Here is a 20,676-nt window from a genome sequence, read left to right as displayed (position 1 = left end):
CCTTGCCAAATCAATAAGCCATGCCTTACACGTTGCCCGCCTTGCCCTATGCCTACGACGCGCTGGAGCCGCACATCGACGCACGCACGATGGAGATCCACCACGCCAAACACCACCAGGCCTACATCAACAACCTGAACGCCGCGTTGGAGGGCACGCCCCATGCCGGTCTGCCCGTCGACGAACTGGTGGCGCGGCTGGTGCTGCTGCCCGAGCACTTGCAGGGCCCCGTGCGCAACAACGGTGGCGGCCATGCCAACCACAGCCTGTTCTGGAGCGTGATGTCGCCCCAGGGCGGTGGTCAACCGCAGGGTGACCTGGCACGGGCCGTTGATACCGACCTGGGCGGTTTTGCCGCGTTCAAGGAGGCCTTCACCAAAGCCGCGCTCACCCGTTTTGGCAGCGGCTGGGCCTGGCTGTGCGTCAACCCTGCGGGGCGCCTGGTGGTGGAGAGCACCGGCAACCAGGACAGCCCCCTGATGGCGGGTGTGATGTCGGGCCACACGCCCATCCTGGGGCTGGATGTGTGGGAGCACGCCTATTACCTGCAATACCAGAACCGCCGCCCTGAATACATCGCAGCGTTCTACAACGTTATCGACTGGGCCGAGGTGGCCCGCCGCTACGCCCTGGCGCGGGGGTGATGCGCCTGCGTGCGGCAACTGCCACTCTTGTTGAACCCCTTTCCTGATCTGCTCTGCTGTAGCCACCATGCAAACACCGATCACGCCGCCCGCGTCGCTTTCTGGTTCTTCATCAGATGGCGAGGCCTCATCGCCCCCCACCGCGCGTCCTGCTGGCGCCGCCATCCGCGCCCTGCGCTGGCGCCAGTGGGGTGGGCTTTGTATTGTGCTGTGGGGTTTTCTGGCCGCAGTGGTTCAGGCTTGGCAATGGATATCCGGTCAACCCGTGGTGCTCGACGCCCTGTGGGGCGGTGCGGTGGCCGCGTTGGCGACGGCGCTGGGCACGGTGCCTGTGCTTTTCTCCCAGCGCTTGTCCGAGCGCACGCAAGACACCTTGTTCGGCTTTGGCGCGGGTGTGATGCTGGCCGCCTGTTCGTTCTCGCTGATCATCCCCGGTCTTCATGCGGCACGGCAGGCGGGGGCGAATGCCTGGGCGGCGGGTGGTGCGGTGGGCGGGGCTATTTTGCTGGGTGCGCTCGTGTTGCTTTTGATGGAGCGGTGGTTGCCGCATGAGCATTTCATCAAGGGCGTGGAGGGCGGCCAATCATCGCGCACCCTGCGGCGTACCTGGCTGTTCGTGTTTGCGATTGCCTTGCACAACCTGCCCGAGGGGCTGGCCATCGGTGTGGCGTATGCGGGTGGCGATGCCCTGCGCGCGAGTGCGCTGACCACGGGGATCGCGATCCAGGATGTGCCCGAGGGCCTGGTGGTTGCCATGGCGCTACTGGCTGCGGGCTACCGGCGCTCGCTGGCGGTGGGCCTGGGCATGGCCTCGGGCCTGGTCGAGCCCGTGGGGGCTGTGCTGGGGGCGGCGGTGGTCAGTTATTCGGCCAGCCTGCTGCCCTGGGGCCTGGGGTTTGCGGCCGGTGCCATGCTGTTCGTGATCAGCCACGAGATCATCCCCGAGTCGCACCGCAAGGGCCACGAAGCCTGGGCCACCGGCGGGTTGATGGTGGGGTTCGTGATCATGATGCTGCTGGATACGGCGTTGGGGTGAGTTGGTTGCTATAAATTTAATAGCTGCTTTCGCTTATTGATAAAGCGCTAGAGGTCGTTTTAGCTAAAAATTTTTGCCGCTATCCAAAGAACTGGTAGCACACCGCAATCGCAGCCACCACCCCCGCCAGTTCCGCCAGCAGCGCGCAGCCCACCGCATGGCGCGCGCGCTGGATGCCCACCGCGCCGAAGTACACGGCCAGCACGTAGAAGGTGGTTTCGGTGCTGCCCTGGATGGTGGCGGCGGCCAGGGCCGCAAAGCTGTCCACGCCCTGGGCTTGCATGGTCTCGATCAGCATGGCGCGCGCAGCGCTGCCTGAAAACGGTTTGACCAGCGCGGTAGGCAGCGCATCGACAAACCGGGTGTCGGCCCCCAGCAGCTCCACACACCAGCGAACGCCGTCCAGCACGTAGCCCAGGGCCCCCGACGCGCGGAACACACCCACGGCGCACAACATGGCCACCAGGTAGGGCAGCAGGCCCTTGGCCACGTCAAAGCCTTCGCGGGCGCCCTCGATGAAGGCTTCATACACCGGCACCTTGCGCCAGGCGCCGACGGACACGAACAACACCACCAGCGCAAACAGCGTAAGGTTGCCCAGCAGGGACGACAACTGCGCCAGCGCAGCAGCGCTGAGTGTGGTCAGCAGCGCCATGAAACCGCCCAGCACCAGCGCCACCGGCAGCAGGTAGGCCAGCACCACGGGGCTCCAAAGCGGCAGGCGCTGCACCACGGCCACGCTGAGCAGGCCCACCAGGGTCGATGCCGACGTAGCCAGCAGGATGGGCAGGAAGACCAAGGTTGGGTCGGGCGCACCTTGCTGCATGCGGTACATGAAAATCGTCACGGGCAGCAGCGTGAGCGACGAGGCGTTGAGCACCAAAAACAGGATTTGCGCGTTGGTGGCGGTGTCGGGGTGCGGGTTCAGCTCCTGCAGCGCCTTCATGGCCTTCAGCCCCATGGGCGTGGCCGCGTTGTCCAGCCCCAGCGCGTTGGCGGCAAAGTTCAGCGTCATCAGGCCCAGGGCAGGGTGGCCGCCGGGCACTTCGGGCATGAGGCGCTTGAACAGCGGTGCCAGCCAGCGGGCCAGCGCATCCACGATGCCCGCTTTTTCGGCAATGCGCAAAAAGCCCAGCCACAGCGTGAGCGTTCCAAACAGCAGCACCATCACCTCGACCGACAGTTTGGCCATGGCAAACAGCGCTTCGACCATGGCGGCAAAAATCTGGGCGTTGCCACCCAGCAGCCATTGGGCCAGCGCAGCCACCGCCGCCGTGAGGAAGAAACCCAGCCACAGGGTGTTGAGCATCAGTGGGCCTGCGGGCGAAAGGGTGATCGGGTTGCCATGCCGCCGAGGTTACCCTCCCCGCCGCCTTCGCACGGCTTTCGCCGTGGCGGGCAGGCAACGAAACGGCCAGTGGTATCCTATAGGGTTCGCCTTCACGGGGGCTTTTTGAGCACCTTGACAGGCCATTGAACCGGTTGGCGGCCCCTGCAAGGCCGCGAACCGGTTCCCACCACCAGGCGCCCTGGCGCGCCGCAACACCACCAAAGAAAAGAGATCCAACATGGGCGCGCAGTGGAAAGCAAAGGGCAAGGCACTGGTTGCCGATGCCAAGGGCAAGTTGTTTGGCAAGCTGGTCAAGGAAATCACCGTGGCCGCACGCGGCGGCGCCGACCCGGCCAGCAACTCGCGCCTGCGCCTGGTCGTCGAGCAGGCCCGCAAGGCCTCCATGCCCAAGGACACGCTGGAGCGCGCCATCAAGAAGGGCTCGGGCACCGGGGCCGATGCCATCAACTACGAGCGCGTGATCTACGAAGGCTTTGCGCCGCACCAGGTGGCCGTGATGGTCGAATGCCTGACCGACAACGTCAATCGCACGGCGCCCGAAATGCGCGTGTTGTTCCGCAAGGGCCAGTTGGGCACCTCGGGCTCGGTGGCATGGGATTTCAACCATGTCGGCATGATCGAAGCCGAACCCGCCCAGGCCGATGCCGACCCCGAGCTGGCCGCGATCGAAGCCGGTGCGCAGGACTTTGAAGCGGGCGACGAAGAAGGCACCACCACCTTCTGGACCGACCCCACCGACCTCGACCTGGTCAGCCGCGCGCTGCCCGCCCATGGCTTCAACGTGTTGTCGGTCAAGCTCGGCTACAAGCCCAAGAACCCCGTTAACCCCGCCAACCTCACGGCCGAGCAGCTCGAAGAGGTCGAGAGCTTCCTGGCCGCCATCGACGGCAACGACGACGTGCAGAACGTGTTTGTGAGCCTGGGGGGCTGATGCGCTTTCGCTGGCACGGGCTCCGCTGCCGGTGCCACCGTCTCCCGGCTTTTACACGACCCACTTTTTCATGACTGCAGACCACTACGCCGCCCTCGGGCTGGCGGCCAATGCGTCGCTGGCCGACATCAAGAAGGCTTTTCGCCAGAAGGCCTCCTTCTACCACCCGGACCGCAACGACGCCCCTGACGCGGCGCGGCACTTCCAGGCCGTGCAAAAGGCCTACGAGGTGCTGTCCGACGATGTGGCCCGCCAGGCCTACGACGACAACCGCCGCCGCAACCTGCTGGACGACCCGCTGCAGACCGCGCAAGAGATCTGGCAGGCTTATTCCGCGCGCATTTTTTCTTCTTCCTCATCGCCTCTGTGAAACTTTCTCCCTACTTTCATGACCTGCGCTCCGCCTACCAGGCCGAGCTGGACGATCTGGTCTCCGACTCTGAAGGCAACGACGTCTTGCGCAAGCGCCTGGCGGAAAAGCGCAACGAGATCGCCTTTCTGGTGCAGATGATGGAGCTGGCCCCCGAGATGGTGGCGGTGGTCTTTCATCGGGGCTTTCGCTTCACCAAGCCCGCAGCGGTCGAGCACCTGCTGGGCCTTTCTGCGGACGACCTGCCCGACTGGCACAGCCTGACCCACGCCATCGCGCTGGAGCCCTGGGCGCAGAGCCTGGCGCAGACCGTGCTGAGCGAGCCCCAGGGCGCGCGCTTCATGGCCGTGGCGGCGGGGCTCGAATACCTGCAGCAGCACGCGCGCATGGCGCCCGCATCGGCCACGCATGCGGATGGCGACGCGGAGCACGACGGCGAAGACGCCGCCGAGCATGACGACGACTACAACGCAATGAGCGCTGACGATGCCGTCGATCCGCACAACAGCCGCACCCGCGAAGAAGCCAGCTCCAACTGGCTGGCCGACGCCGGTTTCGACCGCAAGGAATGACCATGAGCAGCAGCAACACCCACCTCGCCCTCATCACCAAAACCACCAGCCTCATCGCTGCGGGCGACATCGTGGGCGCCGAATCGGCGCTGGCCGAACTGGCCGACACCGACGGCGACAACGCCCTGATGGTGGTGTTGGACCAGCTTGCACCCAAAGACATCCTGGCCGTGATGCGCGAGTACGACGACTCCAAGGCATCGGTGGTCAATCTGCTGGTCACGCCCGAGCAGTTCGCCCGCGCCATGGTGCTGGAAAAGCAGTACAAGGACCTCACCCACACCCACCTGCGCAACATGGTCAACGCCGTCGTCTTCCGCGACGATGCCGACCCGGTGGAGTTCCTCACCGCCATCGGCGACCTGGAGGGCGGCAGCGAGGCGCTGGCCAATTACTTCGCCGAGAAGTGGAGCCGCATCGAAGCCTTTGCCCGCACCGGCACCTTCGACGCGGTGGAAGACTACGGCCCCACGCTCACCGACGACGAGCTGCTGGCCTCCGGCTACGTGCAGCCCCGCGTGGACCAGGACGAAGTGGCCGACCGCGACTGGATGCAGATGGCCTGGCTGCTGCGTTATGAATGCCGCGACTTGTTCATCGAAATGCTGCTGGTGCTGCGCGCCAAGGCCCGCGCTTTTGACCTGGGGCTGGAAGAGGGCGATGAGCCTGCGGAAGAAGACGACGGCAAGTTCGAAACCAGCGAGACCGACCGTGGCAAGGCCACGCCGGCCGCGCGCGCCTCCGACGAAGAATCTGCGATCTGATGACATCCCAAAGCTCGGCACTGCAGCTGCATGACGCCCGTCCTTTCTTTGAAAAGGCGCTGGTGCACGGCGTGCAGCACGGCATCATCGATGCGGAGCGGCTCGCGGCCATCAACGCCGATGCGCCCAAGGGCATGGTGCAGATTGCGCGCTACTTCGGTAGCGAATTCCTGCGGCCCGAGCTGGAAAAAGCCCGTGACCGCATGGTCAACCTCATCAGCCTGTACCTGTTGGACTCTACCGAGGGCGATCTGACGAAAGCGGCCATTTCGCTGCGCGACAACTCCTTTCTGTCGCGTTCCAAGGGCGGCTCCGACATGCTCAAGCGCTTGATCGCCATGCCTGAGAGCAGCAATTTCGGTATGGCAGGTTATGCCGACGCCGAGACCCCGCTGCTGGCGGTGTGGTCGCTGCGTAGCCATGCCGACTACCGGGCCGAACTGGCGCGCCGCACCCATGTGGCCCAGGCCCTGAACGCCGCCCAGTGGCTGGCCGAGCAGTACGACCTGGATGCCGATGAACTGGAGGCCGCAGGCGCCGACGCCGAGGCCGTGATCCGCACCGGCCTGCTCATGCAGGCCCTGGCCCCCAAGGCCATGGCGCTGGGCGAATGGCCCCATGCCGCCGCGTTCGAGAAACTGCTCACCACCTTGCGCAAGAAAAAGCTGGCTGTGCCCGCACAACTGCGGCTGCCTGCCGGTGTGCCCACGGACCTGCGCGCCGCCATGCTCGCCCAGTGCACCACCGTGCTGGCCGATCTGCCCAAGCTGCTCGATGCCACGGTGTCCCTGCGCACGCTGTTGCGCCCCACGGGCGTTTTTCGTGCGCGTTATTTTCTGCTGGACGACCCCTTGGCCGAGGTGGACAGCTACCACCGCAGCCTGGATGGGCTGGAGCAGGACGAAGGCGAGCCCCCGCAGCCCGCCAGCAAGACCTGGACCAAGACCACTGCAGGCAACGACGACGAGCACTCGCTGCTCACGCTGTTTTTGTGCCTGGCCGCGGGTGCACCCAAGAAAACGCTGTTGACCGAGAAGACCGCCGCCAGCTTGGTGCGCAAGATCCGCAAGACCGGCCTGCAGCCCGCGCTAGCCAGTGATTTCATTCAGGCTCATGCCCCCGGCGCCTACCAGCAGGACTACCTTGCGCTGTGGGCCGGGTTCGTGCAGGACGCCGAAAAGACGCTGACCAGCGACATGGACTACCAGATGCATGACGCGCTGGCCCTGCTGCGCAGGGAATGCAACGTCGTGGAGTGAGCCCCGACTGCAAACGCCGCGCAAGTATTTGCGGCTCACTCTGGCGCATTGCGAATTGATTTGCTATCCAATTGATAGCTTGTAGCGCTTGCTAAATTAGCGCTAGAGCCTTTTTTCTATAAAAAACTGACCTGCTCTGGCCGCCCCGGCAGGTGCAGTTGCGCCTCGGGTGCAGGCTGGCGTGCCAGCAGCTTGCCGCGCCGCCATACGCCCAGGCGCGCTGCGCGCAGGCGAATTGCATCGACCGGGTTGCGCGCGTGCAGCAGCACGAAGTCGGCATGGGCGCCGGGCGCCAGTCCGTAGTCTTCCAGCCCCAGCAGGCGTGCGGGGTTGATCGTCACCGCATCAAAACACTGGCGCATGGCGGCCTGGCTGGTCATCTGGCCCACATGCAGGCCCATGTGCGCGGCCTCCAGCATGTCGGCGCTGCCGCCGCTGTACCAGGGGTCGAGCACGCAGTCGTGGCCAAACGCCACCGTGAGGCCCGCAGCCATCAGCTCGGGCACGCGGGTCATGCCCCGGCGTTTGGGGTAGGTGTCGTGGCGGCCCTGCAGCGTGATGTTGATGAGCGGGTTGGCCACCACGCCCAGGTCGGCCTCGGCCATCAGCGCGATGAGTTTGCTCACGTAGTAGTTGTCCATGCTGTGCATGGAGGTGAGGTGCGAGCCCGTCACGCGACCATGCAGGCCCAGGCGCTGGGTTTCAAACGCCAGGGTTTCGACATGGCGCGAGTGCGGGTCGTCGGATTCGTCGCAGTGCATGTCCACGCGCTTGCCTTGGTTTGCCGCCAGCTCGCACAGGATCTTCACGCTCTCGGCCCCCTGGGCCATGGTGCGCTCGAAGTGGGGGATGCCGCCGATCACGTCCACGCCCAGGGCCAGTGCGCGTTTCAGGTTGTCGAGCCCGCCGGGGGCGCGCAAAACGCCGTCTTGCGGAAACGCCACCAGTTGTAAATCCAGATAGGGCGCCACACGTTTTTTCACATCGAGCAAGGCCTGCACCGGCAGCAGGCTGGGGTGGCTGGTATCCACATGGCTGCGGATGGCCAGCAGGCCGCGCGCCACGGCCCAGTCACAGTACTGCAGGGCGCGCTCTACGATGGCTTCGTGCGTGAGGTGGGGCTTGAGCTCGCCCCACAGCGCAATGCCTTCAAGCAGCGTGCCGCTTTCGTTCACGCGCGGCTGGCCGTAGCTCAGGGTCGAGTCCATGTGGAAATGCGCATCGACAAACGGCGGACTGACCAGCAGGCCGCCTGCGTCCACGGTCTCATGCGCGGGGGCTTGCAGGCCTTCGGTCACCTCGGTGATGCGGCCGTCCTGCACGGCAATCGAGACGTTGGTGCGCCCGTCGGGCAAGGTGGCGTTGTGGATGAGCAGGTCAAGCATGTGGGGGGCTGTGTGATGGTATTCAGGGCTGCCAGCGAACCTGCACCGCCCAGCCGGTGGCCGCGAACAGCGGCTTGAGCACGGCTTCGGCGTTTTCTTTGGCCGTGGCGAGGGTGCTGGCGGATTGGCAGGCGCGCTCCATGTCTTGCTGCGCCCGCTGCAGGGCCGTGTCGATGGCCTGCGTGCGGTTGGCGGAACCGGGGATCAGCGGCTCGATGCCCGTGCCCTGCACGGCATAGAAGTAGGAGCCGCCCTGGTCGCGCGGGCCGTGGTGCACGCGGGCGGACACCACGGCGGGCGGGGGGAGCAGCAGCGTGGCGGTGCGGGCGGCGGGGTCCACCGCTTCGTAGCGGGCCTGGCGCATGTCGCTGCCCACCAGGCAGTCGCCCTTGGCCACCAGCAGCACCTGCGTGCCACCGAGCCGCAACTCCCACTGTGTCCATGGAATGCCTTGTGTGAGCTGCTGCGTGAACTCGATCACATTGGCATAGCGCACTTTGACCGACACCAGGTGCCCCATGCCCTCCAGCGCCAATAGCGCGGGCGGTGGCGGTGATGGGGCAGGCTGGTGCAAAGCGACCCACAGGCCCGCTGCGCCCAAGGTTGCGCCCACGAGGGCTGCGGCAACCAGGGGCTTGAGCGATGGCATTCAGCGTTCTCCCTTGCGATAGGGCTTCATCAGTGCCTGAGGATACGCCGCCTTGCGTGCCACCAGCACCAGCGCCAGGATGGACAGCAGGTACGGCAGCATCAAATACACCTGGTACGGCAGCCAGGCATCGCCCGCCTGCTGCAGCCGCAACTGCAGCGCGTCGAAAAACGCAAACAGCAGTGCGCCCAGCAGTGCCTTGCCGGGTCGCCACGAGGCAAAAACCACCAACGCCACGCAGATCCAGCCACGTCCGTTCACCATGTTGAAGAAGAAGGCGTTGAACGCCGACAGCGTAAGGAACGAGCCCGCCACCCCCATCAGCGCCGAGCCTGCCACGATGGCGCCCGTGCGTGTGGCCGCCACCGAGATGCCCTGGCCCTCGGCCGCCTGGGGGTTCTCACCCACCATGCGCACCGCCAAGCCCAGCGGTGTGCGCAGCAGCACCCAGGCCAAAAGCGGCACCAGCAGCAGGGCCAGCAGCGTGAGCGGGGTTTGCTCCGAGAGGATGGGGATGGGCAGCCACTCCATCGGCGCAAACGGCTCGATGGTGGGCGGCGTGTTCACCTTGGGGAAGCCCACCCGGTAGCCGTAGTAGCTGAGCGCCGTGGCCAGGAGGGTGATGCCCAGGCCCGACACATGCTGCGACAGCGCCAGCCCCACCGTGAGCCACGCATGCAGCAGCCCAAACACCGCCCCGGTGAGCGCCGCCACCAGCACCCCCGTCCACAGCCCGTAGCCCGCATACACCGCCAGCCAGCCGGTAAAGGCACCCGCCACCATGATCCCTTCGATACCCAGGTTGAGCACGCCCGCGCGCTCGCACAGCAGCACCCCCAGCGTGCCCAGAATGAGCGGCGTGGCCACGCGCAGGGTGGCAATCCAGAACGCAGGGTTGGCGAGGATGTCGAGCAGTTCGGTCATGGGGCTGTCTCGGTGTTAGGTGCTTCTATTTTTATAGCTGTTTGCGATTGATGGATAAGCGCTAGAGGGTAATTTGAATGAATGCCAATTTTCATCAGAGAAGTGCTTTCACATCATTTGGCGTGGTGGCCGCGCGACTGCTGCGAAGCCTGTGATTTAGCTCCGCTATGGCATTCCAGTGGTGAAATCTGGCAAACAGACTGGAACTGTTTCTCTCTTGAAGTTGGATCAGAGCCTCGTTCCAGTACGCAAGAATGGCGCGTCGTACACCGGTAAGGCTCAGAAATTCTTTGGCATCGTCAAAGTTACCGCTGAAGAAAACGGCAGTGGAGTGGTGCAAGCTGGATGCATAGCTTCGGTGTTTAAAGAAGCCGCTTCTATCCTTGATCCATGAAGACACTTCTTTGAAGTCTTTCACCAGTTCGTCCATGTAGATCATGTGAAATGAGGGTTCAGTTCCGCGTGGCAGCGTAGCAAAAGCAACCTCATGCCGACCTATGTTCAGTGTGTAGTACCTCCCGTTTCCCGTGGAAGGAAACAGGGTGAACGTCCATGCGCCTTGAAAGTCCAGCCAATTCAAGATGGCCGTCGTTTGGAAGAGAAGTGCCAGGTAGTTGGCAAACTCCTTGTCCTGGAACATGCGGTCCATGACAGGCTTTTTGATAAGAACGGATGCGTCCAGTTGTTCCAGAAATTGAGAGGCATCTGGCGCAGAAACGCTGAATAACTCCTTTTGCCCTGCTATCGATGAAATAAGTCGATCGCGAAATGTGTAGTGAATCTGATATTCGATGCGGCGCCAATTAGTTACTTGCCGGAAATCATGCAATGTCCATGGTCCGAGGCTCTTGTAAGGTTCGCTCGCATTCACTTCCCGAATACGTTTGAGTGGCGCATGTTGAGTGCCTCCAATTTTGATATATGGGCAGTGAGGTGAGGTCAATATGTAAATGTGACCATCCGAGCTGGTGGATTGGCTCACTGCCTCACCTCCACCGCACCCGGTACTGCGTCAGCAGCCCCGCCACCAGCACCGCAATCAGCGAGGTCGCCACGATCACGTCGGCAATGTAGGTGGGCACGCCCACCGCTCGGCTCATGCTGTCGGCACCCACCAGCACGCCTGCCACAAAGGTGGCCGCCGCAATCACGCCCAGCGGGTGTAACCCCGCCAGCATGGCGATCACGATGCCGCTGTAGCCGTAGCCGGGCGACATGTCGAGCGTGACATAGCTGGTGCGGCCCGCCACTTCAATGGCTCCGGCCAACCCTGCCAGCCCGCCCGACAGCAGCGCCACCAGCACCACGGTGCGGGTGATGGGCACACCAGCAAACGCCGCGGCGCGCGCATTGGCGCCCGCCGCGCGGATGTCGAACCCCGGCACCGTGCGCGCCAGCAGCGCCCACAGGATGACCGCCAGCGACACGGCCCACAGCAGGCCCGTGTGCAGGCGCGTCTGCGGCACCAGCTTGGACAGCTCCATGTCGCCTTGCAGCGCCACGCTCTGCGGCCAGCCCATGGAGAGCGGGTCTTTCATCGGTCCGTCGAGCAGGGCCGACACCAAGAGCAGCATGATGAAGTTGAGCAGCAGCGTGGTGACCACCTCGTCCACCCCCAGCCGTGCCTTCATCAGCGCCGGGCCCAGCAGCAGCGCGGCCCCGGCCAGGGCTGCGGCCAGCATCATGAGCGGGAAGAGCAGGTACGGCGACCATTCCAGCCCCGCTCCGCCATGCATGCCGCCCACGGCCACGGCGGCCAGCGCTCCGGCGTAAAGCTGCCCCTCGGCCCCAATGTTGAACAGCCGCGCCCGAAAGGCCACGGCCGCCGCCAGCCCGGTCAGGATCAGCGGTGTGGCGCGGGTGAGGGTTTCGGTCAGCGCAAACACCGAGCCGAACGCGCCTTGCAGCAGCAACGTATAGGTCTGCCCCACCGGCGCCCCGGCCCACAGCACCAAAAGGCCGCTGATCAGCAGCGTGAACACCACGGCGCCCACGGGCGCCAGCAGATAGGCGGCGGGGGAGGTGTGGTTGCGTTTTTCGAGGCGCATGGTGGTTTGTTCTTGGTGTCGTGGTCGCTCAATGTGCTGCGCCCGCCATGGCGAGGCCAATCGCCTCGCGCGTCCAGCCCTCCGCTGGCCGCGCCTCACTCAAATGCCCCTCGTGCATCACCGCCACGCGGTCGCCCAGCGCCAGCACTTCGTCGAGGTCGTCCGAGATCAGCAGCACCGCCGCGCCGCCGTCGCGGGCGTTGATGAGCTGCTGCTGCACAAACATCACGGCGCCGATGTCCAGCCCCCAGGTGGGTTGGTGGGCCACGATCAGGACGGGCGCGGGCGCACTGCCTGATTCATCCTGCGGCGGCAGCAGCGCCCGGCCCAGGATGAGTTTTTGCATGTTGCCGCCCGACAGCGACCGCGCAGGGGCGTCGGGCCCGCCGCCGCGCACGTCAAAAGTGGCGGCCACGTGCTGGGCATGCTGGCGGGCTGCGCCGCGTTTGACCCAGAAGGCGCGCCACCACGGGTGCGCAAACCAGTGGCTGCGCAGGCGTTCGGACACGGCGTTTTCCCACACCGGCAGGTCGCCCACCACGCCCACGGCGTGGCGGTCTTCGGGGATGCGGGCCACGCCCTGGTTGACCAGCCACGCGGGGCAGGCCTTCAGGGGCGCGCCGCGCAGCGTGACCTGGCCTGCGGCAGCGGCGCGCACGCCACACAACACATCGGCCAGCGCCACCTGGCCGTTGCCGCTCACGCCCGCAATGGCCACGATCTCGCCCGCGTGGAGGGTGAGCGAGACGTTGTGCAGCCGGTCGCGGTGGGTGGGGGCGGTGCTGACCTGGTGCAGCGTGCAGACGGGTGAGCCCACCAGCCGGGCAGGGCGCCGCGCGGGGGGCTCGATGGCGTGGCCCACCATCCACTGCGCCAGTTGTCCTTGTGTAGTGCCTTGTGCGGGCGCCTCGGCCACCAGCTTGCCCTGGCGCAGCACGGCCACGCGGTGCGATACGCGCAGCACTTCAGCGAGTTTGTGGCTGATGAAGATGATGGACAGGCCCTGCTCCACCATCTGCGCCAGGGTGTCGAACAGGGCCTCGCTCTCCTGCGGGGTGAGTACGGCGGTGGGCTCGTCCAGGATGAGGATACGTGCGCCCCGGTACAGGGCCTTCAATATCTCGACCCGCTGGCGCTCGCCCACCGACAGGCTGCCCACGCGCGCATCCGGGCTCACGGGCAGGCCAAACTGCTGCGACACGGCCAGCAGCTTGGTGCGCGCATCGCCCCGGCGCGAGAACGGTTGCCACAACGGCTCGCTGCCCAAGAGCACGTTGTCCAGCACCGTGAGGTTGTCGGCCAGCGTGAAATGCTGGTGCACCATGCCAATACCCGCCGCCAGCGCTGCGCGTGGCTGGCCGGGCGGCAGGGGCTGGCCGAAGACCTCGATGTTTCCTTCGTCGGCCACGTAGTGCCCGAACAGAATGGACATCAGCGTGGACTTGCCCGCGCCGTTTTCGCCCAGCAGGGCCAGCACCTCGCCGCGCGCCAGGGTCAGGCTGATGGCGTCGTTGGCGAGCAGCTTGCCGAAGCGCTTGGTGATGCCCGACAGGCGCAGGACGGGGGCGGTGTCTTGTGTCATCTACTTCCAGGCCACCAAGAAGGCCTGCAGCACCTTGGCCGAGTTGGCTGCCGCCAGGCCCATGAAGGTGCCCATCTCGTTTTCGCCGTCGCCGCCCCCGGCCAGGTCGCTCAGCGAGCGAAAGGCGATGTAGGGCACACCGTTGCTGTGCGCCACCATGGCGGTAGCGGCGGTTTCCATGTCGAGCACGTTGGCCTCGAAGGTTTTGAACGCGTATTCGCGGAAGGCCTTGTTGTCCACGAACGCCTGGCCCGACACGCCGTTGCCGCCCACCACAAGTTGCGGGCGGTGCTGGAGGCAGGTGTTGGTGTGGCAATGCGCAAGGCCCACGTTTTTCAGGCTGCGGGCCACGGCCAGCATTTGGGGGTCAGCCGCGAACCAGAATTTTTTGGTGGTGCCGGTCTGGGCGGCCGAGCGCACCTCCACCGGGCGCGGGTGCATCATGCCAAAGGCGGGCATCGTCAGCTCGCTTTTCATCCAGGCGGGGGCGCTGTACTGGCCGGGCTTGTCTTCGCGGGCCATCAGCCATTCCATGTACTGGCCCCACTGTGCGGGCACCGTCACGTCGCCGACGTGCAAGCCGGGGTTCACGCCGCCAGCAATGCCGCTGAAGACGACATGGCTCACGTTGAAGCGGTCCAGCACCAGCTGGGTGTTCATGGCCGCGTTGGTCATGCTGATGCCCGAGAGGAAAACGACCACGGGCTTGCCTTCAAGCGTGCCGGTGGTGAACTCCACGCCGTTGATGCGGTGCTTCACCGGATGCTGCACTTGGGGCAGCAGCACCGTCAGTTCAGGCGCAAAAGCGGAGATGACGGCGATGCGGGGCGTCTCATCCAGCCGCACGGCTGTCTTGCCGGGGGCGGTGGCGGCACAGCCCGCCACCACGGCGGCCAGGGTCACGGCGCCCAGCAGGCGCGTGCACCGGGTGAGCAGGAAGGAGCGGGGCTTGCGGGTGGCGTGCATGGGAGCCTCGGAAAAATGGGGAAACAGGCCACCGCATTGCAGGGGTGGCCTGTTTACACAAGAAAGTAAAGAGAGGGCGGGCAGGGCGCCCGCCGCATCGGGTGTTTACTTGGCCGTGGACTTGGGCTGGCTGTCGTCCACCTTCACGGTGAACTTGCCCGCCAAGATATCGGCTTCCTTGGCCTTGACCTTGGCCATGATGTCGGCAGGCACCTTTTTCTCGAACGTGCCCAGCGGAGCGAGCTCGGAGCCCTTGTGTTTCATCATCGAGTACGGGCCGTAGTCCTCGGGCGTGAACTTGCCATCTTTCACCAGCTTGAGCGCGCGGTCGATGCTGGGCTCCATGTGCCACAGGGCCGATGCGACCACGGTGTCGGGGTACTGGGCCTGCGTGTTGATCACGTTGCCGATGGCGAGCTTGCCTTTTTCCTTGGCGGCGTCGCTCACGCCAAAACGCTCGGCGTAGAGCACGTCGGCACCCTTGTCGATCATGGCAAAAGTGGCTTCCTTGGCCTTGGGTGGGTCAAACCAGCTGTTGATGAAGGTGATGGTGAACTCGACCTTGGGGTTGGTTTCTTTGGCGCCCGCCATGAAGGCATGCATCAGGCGGTTGACCTCGGGGATGGGGAAGCCGCCCACCATGCCGATCTTGTTGGATTTGGTCATACCCCCCGCGATCATGCCGGACAGGTACGCGGGCTCCTGGATGTAGTTGTCGAACACGCTGAAGTTGGGCGCCTGCGGCTTGCCCGAAGAGCCGAGCAGGAAAGAGGTCTTGGGGAAATCCTTGGCCACCTTGCGGGCGGCGGCTTCTACCGCAAAGGCCTCGCCCACGATGAGCTGGTTGCCACCGGTGGCGTACTCGCGCATCACGCGCTCATAGTCGGCGTTGCTCACGTTTTCACTGGCTTTGTATTCGATCTCGCCACGTGCCTCAGCGGCTTTCAGGGCCTTGTGGATGCGGCTGACCCACTGCTGCTCGAAGGGCACGGTGTAGATCGCTGCGACCTTGAGCTTGGTCTGCGCGAAGGCGGCGCTGGGGGCCAGGCCGATGAGGGCGGACAGGGCCAGGGAGGTGGACAGCAGACGGCCAGTGAAGACGCGGCGAGAGCTCATGGGGTGGTTCCTTCAGTCGGTTCAGTCGGGTACGAGGGAATGGAGCCGGTATGTCGGCGTGGGGGATAAGCAAGTACCGCGCCAGAAGAAGAGGCGCTTATTTTTTTGCAGTCTGCCAGAAAATTAGACCAAGTGGTAAAAGATTTACCCTGAATAGGTCGCTGGCTGCCCTGGGGCGAAGGGCCCGGCGGGCTGGCTCCAGCCGCTCTTGGGCGGCCAGTGTTTGCCCGGCGGTCAGGGCACTTATTTGGTGCCAAAAATGCGGTCGCCCGCATCGCCCAGGCCGGGCAGGATGTAGCCGTGGTCGCTCAGTTCGCGGTCGATGGCTGCGGTGAAGATGGGCACGTCGGGATGGGCCTTTTGCATGGTGGCAATGCCTTCGGGTGCGGCCAGCAGGCACACGAACTTGATGGAGCGGGGGTTGAGCTTTTTCAGGCGGTCCACGCATGCGGCGGCCGAGTTGCCGGTGGCGAGCATGGGGTCTACCACGATGATGTCGCGCTCTTGCATTTCGGCGGGCATCTTGAAGTAGTACTCCACGGGCTGCAGCGTGGCCGGGTCGCGGTACAGGCCGATGTGGCCCACGCGGGCGCCGGGCACCACGTTGAGCATGCCTTCAAGGAATCCATTGCCTGCGCGCAGGATGGATGCGAGCACCAGTTTTTTGCCGTCGATCATCTTGCCGGTCATGGTCTCCAGCGGGGTCTCGATCTCTACGTCTTGCAGCGGCATGTCGCGCGTTACTTCATAGGCCATCAGCGTCGAGAGCTCGCCCAGCAGGCGGCGAAAGCTGTTGGTGCTGGCGTCCTTCTTGCGCATCAGCGTGAGCTTGTGCTGGACGAGGGGGTGGGTGATGACGGTGACGTTGTTGTTCATGGCTGTGTCTTGTGATTTCTTTTTGAAAGGCGCGCTGAGTCTAATCTGCCAGAAACCGCGCATAGCGCGCCAAATCCACATTGCCGCCGCTGATGAGGATGCCCACGCGCTTGCCGTGCACGTCCACGCTGCCGTGCTGCGCACCCGCAAAGGCCAGCGCGCCGGTGGGCTCCACCACCAGCTTCATGCGCCCGGCAAAAAAGCGCAGGGCTTCGACCAGTTGTTCGTCGGTGGCGGTGACCATGTCGTCGGCCAGGCGCTGGATGATGGGGAAGGTGAGCTGGCCCAGTGCCTGGGTCTGGGCGCCGTCGGCAATGGTGTGGGGCGTGGGGATCTGCACCACGTGCCCGGCGCGCACCGATTGCTGGCCGTCGTTGCCCTCTGCGGGTTCCACGCCCACTACGCGGCAGTGCGGCGCCAGGGCTTCGGCGGCGAGCAGGCTGCCCGCCAGCAAGCCGCCGCCGCCCACGCAGACGAAGAGGTAGTCCAGGTCGGGTACGTCTTCAAAAAGCTCACGGGCAGCCGTGCCTTGCCCGGCGATGACCTGCGGGTGGTCGTAGGGTGGCACCAGGGTCATGCCGCGCTCTAGCGCCAGGTGGTGGCTGATGGCTTCGCGGTCTTCGGTGTAGCGGTTGTAGGTGACGACCTGGGCGCCGTAGTCGCGGGTGGCGGCCATTTTGGAGGCGGGGGCATCCTCGGGCATCACGATGACGGCGGGCATGTCCAGCAGCCGGGCCGACAGCGCGATGGCCTGTGCATGGTTGCCCGCCGAAAACGCGAGCACGCCGCGCTCGCGCTGCTCGTCGGAGAACTGGGCCAGGGTGTTGAACGCGCCCCGGAATTTGAAAGCACCGGTGCGCTGCAGGTTCTCGCACTTGAAGAACAGTTGCGCGCCTAGCAGTGTGTCGGCGGTGCTGGAGCGCAGCACGGGCGTGCGGTGCGCTATGCCCTTGAGCCGGTGCGCGGCGGCGGCCACATCGTCGTAGGTGGGGGGCGTCAGGCTGGGCAAGGTCATGGCGGTGGTGTCCTTGTGGCTGGGGCTGGGCGATGGCCCGTCCCCTTGTTGGCTAGATGATAGCCCTTCGCCTTGTCATTTCAAGCAAAAGTACCTGCCAGCGCTTGTCCTGTGTGCCTGAGTAGCTATGGATTTTGATGTGCTGCCAGGTGGGGCCGAGGCTGCTCAGCCCAGTTCGCTGAACCGTTGCAGCGGCGTGAGCGCCGGGAACTCGCTCGCGCGCTTTTGTTTCATCGCCGTGACCGACTCCATCACATGCCGGTTGCTCCAGATGGTGCCTTGCAGCCAGCCCATCTGGCGCAGGCTGTCTTCTACGCTGTGGTCGCGGGCGTAGTTCACGGCCTGTTTGGTGCCCCAAATGGCCACGGGCGGCTTGCTGGCGATCTCTTGTGCGCACTGCAGGGCGGCGGCCACCATGGCTTCGGGTGTGTCGAACACCTCGTTGACCAGGCCGTAGCCCAGGGCTTTTTGCGCGCTCAGGCGGCGGCCGGTGTAGGCCAGCTCTTTCACCACGCCCAGCGGAATGAGCTTGGGCAGGCGCTGCAGGGTGCCCACGTCGGCCACCATGCCGATGTTGATTTCCTGGATGCAGAAGAACGCATCAGCCGTGGCGTAGCGCACGCAGGCGGCGGTGACCATGTCTACCGCGCCGCCGATGCAGCCGCCCTGGATGGCCATGATGACCGGGATGCGCAGGCTTTCGATGCGGGTGAAAGTGGCCTGCATGTCGGTGAGCAGGTCGAAGATGGCGGCGCGGCCCTCGGGGCTTTGGTCGTCCATGGCGATGGCGCCGCCAAAGGTTTCAAGCGCCATGCCCGCGCTGAAATGTTTGCCGGTGCTGCTGACGACCAGGGCGCGCGCCTCGCCGCTCTTGTTCAACACTGCCAGCACCTCGTCCAGCTCGCGCCAGAAGGTGGGGTGCATGGTGTTCATCGCCTCGGGGCGGTTCAGCACCAGGTGGGCCACGTGGTGGGTGATGCTGAGCGAAAAGCAGTTGAGGGTGGTGTTCATGGGCTGTCACTGTAGCCCTGTTGGCGCGCGGCGGATCGTCGCCTGGGTGACTTTGGGTGTTTTTGGCCTCTAGCGCCTATATATCAAGCGCTAGCAGCTATGAAAACAGGAGCGATTGCGGCTCAATCCCCACCACCACCGCCACAACCGCCGCCGTCCCCACCACCGTCGCTGCCTCCATCCGAGCTTTCGGCGCCGCCGAAGTCGCCCGAGCTGCCGCTGTGGCCGCCGTCCGAAAAGCTGGTGCCGCAGTAGCTGTCGCCGCCGCTGCCGCCCGCGTCGCTCTTGCGGGCGATGTCCGAGCAGTCGGGCACGTAGGTGAAGCCACCCGCGATGGCGAATTTGGCGTCCAGCGCAAACAGCAGGGGCAGGCGACTGGGGGCCTTGGGGTCGATGGATTCCTCCTTGCAGGCCCAGTACCAGCAGCGGCGCAGGCCGTCGTTGTGGCGGGCCTTTTTGCCCAGGGCCTCGGCCGGGGTGTGGTGCAGAAAGAAACCCAGGGCGTTGTGGCACCAGGTTTTGTAGGCCTGGGTGTGCAGGATGAACTCATGCCACAGCGCATCGACCGCCTTGGAGGGCATGGCCACGAACCGTGTGTTGCTGCGCAGGCAGGCCATGAAAAACTGGCGCAGACCGCGCTCTACCAGTTCGCAGTCGCGGGCGCTCAGGTGTGGGTAGGTTTCGCGCAGTTTGCGCTGCAGAAAGCGGGGCAGGGGGGCTTCGCGGATGGTGCGCTCGCGCAAGGCGGTGGTCCAGCGGGCGAGCAGTGCCACCATCACCATGGTGATGAACACGTAGACCCCCCAGGTCCAGTTCAGCCGCCATGCGCCAGCAAACGCCCCGACGAAAGCCAGCACCCAAAGAAAAATGGCCGTTGGGGTCACCTTGTTGCCCCAGCGCACCAGGGCGTGTTCGATTCGTTGCATCGTCCCTCCTTTTATTGTTGTTGTGGTGTTTTGCCATTGCACGGCGCCAATGTGACGAATGCGTGACATCCGCGTGACATTGGCGCCGGTACAACAACAGTCAAAAAGAGTGACATGCAGCGGCGCTGGGCCGCGGTCAGCGCCGCTTGCCGCTGCCCCCAAAGATGCCGCCCAGCACGCCGCGCAGGATCTCCTTGCCCAGCGAGGTGCCCATGGTGCGCACGGCGGACTTGGCCATGGTCTGGGCCAGGCCGTCGCGTTTGCCGCCGCGCGGGCCGGTGGTGCCGAACAACACGTCGTTGAGCCCGCCCAGCAGGCCGCCGCCTTCTTCAGCCGCCGCGCCATTGGCGGCCTTTCCATTGCCCGCAGGTGTGGCGCTGGCCTGTTCGCTGGCCTCGGCGGCACGGCCCTTGAGTTTTTCGTAGGCGGATTCGCGGTCCACGGTTTTTTCGTACACGCCTGCCACCAGCGAGTTGGCCATCAGCGCCTGGCGCTGCTGCGGCGTGATGGGGCCGAGCTGGCTGCCCGGTGGCAGCACGAACACGCGCTCGGTCACGCTGGGGCGGCCCTTGGCGTCCAGAAAGCTCACCAGCGCCTCGCCCACGGCCAGTTCGGTGATGGCGGTCTCGATATCGAGGCCCGGCTTTTGCCGCATGGTGGTGGCCGTGGCCTTCACGGCCTTCTGGTCGCGCGGGGTGAAGGCGCGCAGCGCGTGCTGCACGCGGTTGCCCAACTGGGCCAGCACGCTGTCGGGGATGTCGAGCGGGTTCTGCGTGACGAAATACACACCCACGCCCTTGGAGCGCACCAGGCGCACCACCAGCTCGATGCGCTCGATGAGCACCTTGGGCGCCTCGTTGAACAAGAGGTGGGCCTCGTCGAAAAAGAAGACCAGCTTGGGTTGCTCGGGATCGCCGATTTCGGGGAGTTGCTCGAACAGCTCGGACAGCATCCACAGCAAAAAGGTGGCATACAGGCGCGGCGAATTCATGAGCTTGTCGGCCGCCAGGATGTTGACCACACCCTGGCCGTCCACCGTCTGCATGAAGTCCTGGATGTTGAGCATCGGCTCGCCAAAGAACTCGTTGCCGCCCTGTTGCTCGATCTGCAGCAGCCCGCGCTGGATGGCGCCCACGCTGGCGGCGCTCACGTTGCCGTATTCGGTGGTGAACTCCTTGGCGTTGTCGCCCACGTACTGCAGCATGGCGCGCAGGTCCTTCAGGTCCAGCAGCAGCATGCCGTTGTCGTCGG

At 65.1% G+C, this 20,676-nt stretch carries 21 protein-coding genes; 7 read left to right on the top strand and 14 right to left on the bottom strand.

Features of this window, described 5'->3' with window-relative positions; all coding sequences use genetic code 11:
• The first annotated feature begins 20 nt into the window (after positions 1-20).
• Positions 21-644, top strand: coding sequence for a superoxide dismutase (locus tag Q0105_RS17920; RefSeq protein ID WP_298213580.1), 624 nt, complete (start codon positions 21-23; stop codon positions 642-644).
• A 163-nt stretch (positions 645-807) separates the two neighbouring features.
• Positions 808-1,680: a ZIP family metal transporter gene (locus tag Q0105_RS17915; RefSeq protein WP_298213619.1), complete on the top strand. Its 873-nt coding sequence runs from the start codon at positions 808-810 to the stop codon at positions 1,678-1,680.
• 79 nt (positions 1,681-1,759) lie between these two features.
• Here Q0105_RS17915 and Q0105_RS17910 read toward each other — a convergent pair whose 3' ends face one another.
• A complete protein-coding gene (locus Q0105_RS17910; RefSeq protein ID WP_298213577.1) occupies positions 1,760-2,989 on the bottom strand; it encodes a spore maturation protein in 1,230 nt (409 codons plus the stop codon).
• 259 nt (positions 2,990-3,248) lie between these two features.
• Here Q0105_RS17910 and Q0105_RS17905 point away from each other — a divergent pair, with 259 nt between their 5' ends.
• The 5 genes from Q0105_RS17905 (at position 3,249) to Q0105_RS17885 (ending at position 6,927) form a co-directional block, all read left to right on the top strand.
• Entirely contained in the window at positions 3,249-3,962 is a 714-nt protein-coding gene (locus Q0105_RS17905; RefSeq protein WP_298213575.1) for a YebC/PmpR family DNA-binding transcriptional regulator, read from the top strand.
• 70 nt (positions 3,963-4,032) lie between these two features.
• The gene (locus Q0105_RS17900; RefSeq protein ID WP_298213573.1) at positions 4,033-4,332 is read left to right on the top strand and encodes a DnaJ domain-containing protein; all 300 of its coding nucleotides are present in this window, start codon (positions 4,033-4,035) and stop codon (positions 4,330-4,332) included.
• Positions 4,329-4,904: a hypothetical protein gene (locus Q0105_RS17895; RefSeq protein WP_298213571.1), complete on the top strand. Its 576-nt coding sequence runs from the start codon at positions 4,329-4,331 to the stop codon at positions 4,902-4,904. The genes Q0105_RS17900 and Q0105_RS17895 overlap by 4 nt, the downstream gene beginning before the upstream one ends.
• Positions 4,905-4,906: 2 nt before the next feature.
• A complete protein-coding gene (locus tag Q0105_RS17890; protein ID WP_298213569.1) occupies positions 4,907-5,668 on the top strand; it encodes a hypothetical protein in 762 nt (253 codons plus the stop codon).
• On the top strand, positions 5,668-6,927 hold the full coding sequence (locus Q0105_RS17885) for a hypothetical protein (RefSeq protein ID WP_298213567.1): 1,260 nt from the start codon (positions 5,668-5,670) through the stop codon (positions 6,925-6,927). The genes Q0105_RS17890 and Q0105_RS17885 overlap by 1 nt, the downstream gene beginning before the upstream one ends.
• A 116-nt stretch (positions 6,928-7,043) precedes the next feature.
• Here Q0105_RS17885 and Q0105_RS17880 read toward each other — a convergent pair whose 3' ends face one another.
• The 13 genes from Q0105_RS17880 to Q0105_RS17820 all read right to left on the bottom strand — a co-directional run.
• Positions 7,044-8,312: an amidohydrolase family protein gene (locus Q0105_RS17880; protein ID WP_298213565.1), complete on the bottom strand. Its 1,269-nt coding sequence runs from the start codon at positions 8,310-8,312 to the stop codon at positions 7,044-7,046.
• Between the two features lie 22 nt (positions 8,313-8,334).
• On the bottom strand, positions 8,335-8,961 hold the full coding sequence (locus tag Q0105_RS17875) for a DUF4230 domain-containing protein (RefSeq protein ID WP_298213563.1): 627 nt from the start codon (positions 8,959-8,961) through the stop codon (positions 8,335-8,337).
• Positions 8,962-9,885: an ABC transporter permease gene (locus Q0105_RS17870; RefSeq protein ID WP_298213561.1), complete on the bottom strand. Its 924-nt coding sequence runs from the start codon at positions 9,883-9,885 to the stop codon at positions 8,962-8,964.
• 94 nt (positions 9,886-9,979) lie between these two features.
• Positions 9,980-10,867 (bottom strand): GIY-YIG nuclease family protein, encoded by an 888-nt coding sequence (locus tag Q0105_RS17865; protein WP_298213559.1) that lies wholly within the window; start codon positions 10,865-10,867, stop codon positions 9,980-9,982.
• A 4-nt stretch (positions 10,868-10,871) separates the two neighbouring features.
• Positions 10,872-11,933 (bottom strand): ABC transporter permease, encoded by a 1,062-nt coding sequence (locus Q0105_RS17860; protein ID WP_298213558.1) that lies wholly within the window; start codon positions 11,931-11,933, stop codon positions 10,872-10,874.
• Between the two features lie 28 nt (positions 11,934-11,961).
• Positions 11,962-13,515, bottom strand: a complete 1,554-nt coding sequence (locus Q0105_RS17855) for an ABC transporter ATP-binding protein (protein WP_298213556.1) — start codon at positions 13,513-13,515, stop codon at positions 11,962-11,964.
• Positions 13,516-14,481, bottom strand: coding sequence for a 5'-methylthioadenosine/S-adenosylhomocysteine nucleosidase (locus Q0105_RS17850; protein ID WP_298213554.1), 966 nt, complete (start codon positions 14,479-14,481; stop codon positions 13,516-13,518).
• 105 nt (positions 14,482-14,586) lie between these two features.
• Positions 14,587-15,597 (bottom strand): BMP family protein, encoded by a 1,011-nt coding sequence (locus Q0105_RS17845; protein WP_298213552.1) that lies wholly within the window; start codon positions 15,595-15,597, stop codon positions 14,587-14,589.
• A gap of 243 nt (positions 15,598-15,840) precedes the next feature.
• Positions 15,841-16,473, bottom strand: a complete 633-nt coding sequence (gene upp / locus Q0105_RS17840) for a uracil phosphoribosyltransferase (protein ID WP_298213549.1) — start codon at positions 16,471-16,473, stop codon at positions 15,841-15,843.
• 40 nt (positions 16,474-16,513) lie between these two features.
• The gene (locus Q0105_RS17835; RefSeq protein ID WP_298213547.1) at positions 16,514-17,488 is read right to left on the bottom strand and encodes a threo-3-hydroxy-L-aspartate ammonia-lyase; all 975 of its coding nucleotides are present in this window, start codon (positions 17,486-17,488) and stop codon (positions 16,514-16,516) included.
• A gap of 165 nt (positions 17,489-17,653) precedes the next feature.
• Positions 17,654-18,499: an enoyl-CoA hydratase-related protein gene (locus Q0105_RS17830; protein ID WP_298213545.1), complete on the bottom strand. Its 846-nt coding sequence runs from the start codon at positions 18,497-18,499 to the stop codon at positions 17,654-17,656.
• A gap of 122 nt (positions 18,500-18,621) precedes the next feature.
• Complete coding sequence (locus Q0105_RS17825) at positions 18,622-19,425, bottom strand: hypothetical protein (RefSeq protein ID WP_298213543.1); 804 nt, start codon at positions 19,423-19,425, stop codon at positions 18,622-18,624.
• Positions 19,426-19,561: 136 nt separating this feature from the next.
• The coding region (locus tag Q0105_RS17820) for a helicase HerA-like domain-containing protein (RefSeq protein WP_298213541.1) at positions 19,562-20,676 on the bottom strand (1,115 nt) is incomplete at its 5' end.

The organism is Acidovorax sp., from assembly GCF_027492855.1.
GTDB lineage: Bacteria > Pseudomonadota > Gammaproteobacteria > Burkholderiales > Burkholderiaceae_C > Acidovorax.
This window is presented reverse-complemented; position numbering and strand designations above follow the sequence as displayed.

What these genes read in the sequence shown, in the direction of transcription:
- Q0105_RS17855 (WP_298213556.1), bottom strand. Translation starts at nt 13,515, where the DNA reads ATGACACAAGACACCGCCCCCGTCCTGCGCCTGTCGGGCATCACCAAG.
- Q0105_RS17900 (WP_298213573.1), top strand. Translation starts at nt 4,033, where the DNA reads ATGACTGCAGACCACTACGCCGCCCTCGGGCTGGCGGCCAATGCGTCG.
- Q0105_RS17910 (WP_298213577.1), bottom strand. Translation starts at nt 2,989, where the DNA reads ATGCTCAACACCCTGTGGCTGGGTTTCTTCCTCACGGCGGCGGTGGCT.
- Q0105_RS17850 (WP_298213554.1), bottom strand. Translation starts at nt 14,481, where the DNA reads ATGCACGCCACCCGCAAGCCCCGCTCCTTCCTGCTCACCCGGTGCACG.
- Q0105_RS17830 (WP_298213545.1), bottom strand. Translation starts at nt 18,499, where the DNA reads ATGAACACCACCCTCAACTGCTTTTCGCTCAGCATCACCCACCACGTG.
- Q0105_RS17825 (WP_298213543.1), bottom strand. Translation starts at nt 19,425, where the DNA reads ATGCAACGAATCGAACACGCCCTGGTGCGCTGGGGCAACAAGGTGACC.
- Q0105_RS17845 (WP_298213552.1), bottom strand. Translation starts at nt 15,597, where the DNA reads ATGAGCTCTCGCCGCGTCTTCACTGGCCGTCTGCTGTCCACCTCCCTG.
- upp (WP_298213549.1), bottom strand. Translation starts at nt 16,473, where the DNA reads ATGAACAACAACGTCACCGTCATCACCCACCCCCTCGTCCAGCACAAG.
- Q0105_RS17835 (WP_298213547.1), bottom strand. Translation starts at nt 17,488, where the DNA reads ATGACCTTGCCCAGCCTGACGCCCCCCACCTACGACGATGTGGCCGCC.
- Q0105_RS17920 (WP_298213580.1), top strand. Translation starts at nt 21, where the DNA reads ATGCCTTACACGTTGCCCGCCTTGCCCTATGCCTACGACGCGCTGGAG.
- Q0105_RS17880 (WP_298213565.1), bottom strand. Translation starts at nt 8,312, where the DNA reads ATGCTTGACCTGCTCATCCACAACGCCACCTTGCCCGACGGGCGCACC.
- Q0105_RS17890 (WP_298213569.1), top strand. Translation starts at nt 4,907, where the DNA reads ATGAGCAGCAGCAACACCCACCTCGCCCTCATCACCAAAACCACCAGC.
- Q0105_RS17860 (WP_298213558.1), bottom strand. Translation starts at nt 11,933, where the DNA reads ATGCGCCTCGAAAAACGCAACCACACCTCCCCCGCCGCCTATCTGCTG.
- Q0105_RS17875 (WP_298213563.1), bottom strand. Translation starts at nt 8,961, where the DNA reads ATGCCATCGCTCAAGCCCCTGGTTGCCGCAGCCCTCGTGGGCGCAACC.
- Q0105_RS17870 (WP_298213561.1), bottom strand. Translation starts at nt 9,885, where the DNA reads ATGACCGAACTGCTCGACATCCTCGCCAACCCTGCGTTCTGGATTGCC.
- Q0105_RS17885 (WP_298213567.1), top strand. Translation starts at nt 5,668, where the DNA reads ATGACATCCCAAAGCTCGGCACTGCAGCTGCATGACGCCCGTCCTTTC.
- Q0105_RS17905 (WP_298213575.1), top strand. Translation starts at nt 3,249, where the DNA reads ATGGGCGCGCAGTGGAAAGCAAAGGGCAAGGCACTGGTTGCCGATGCC.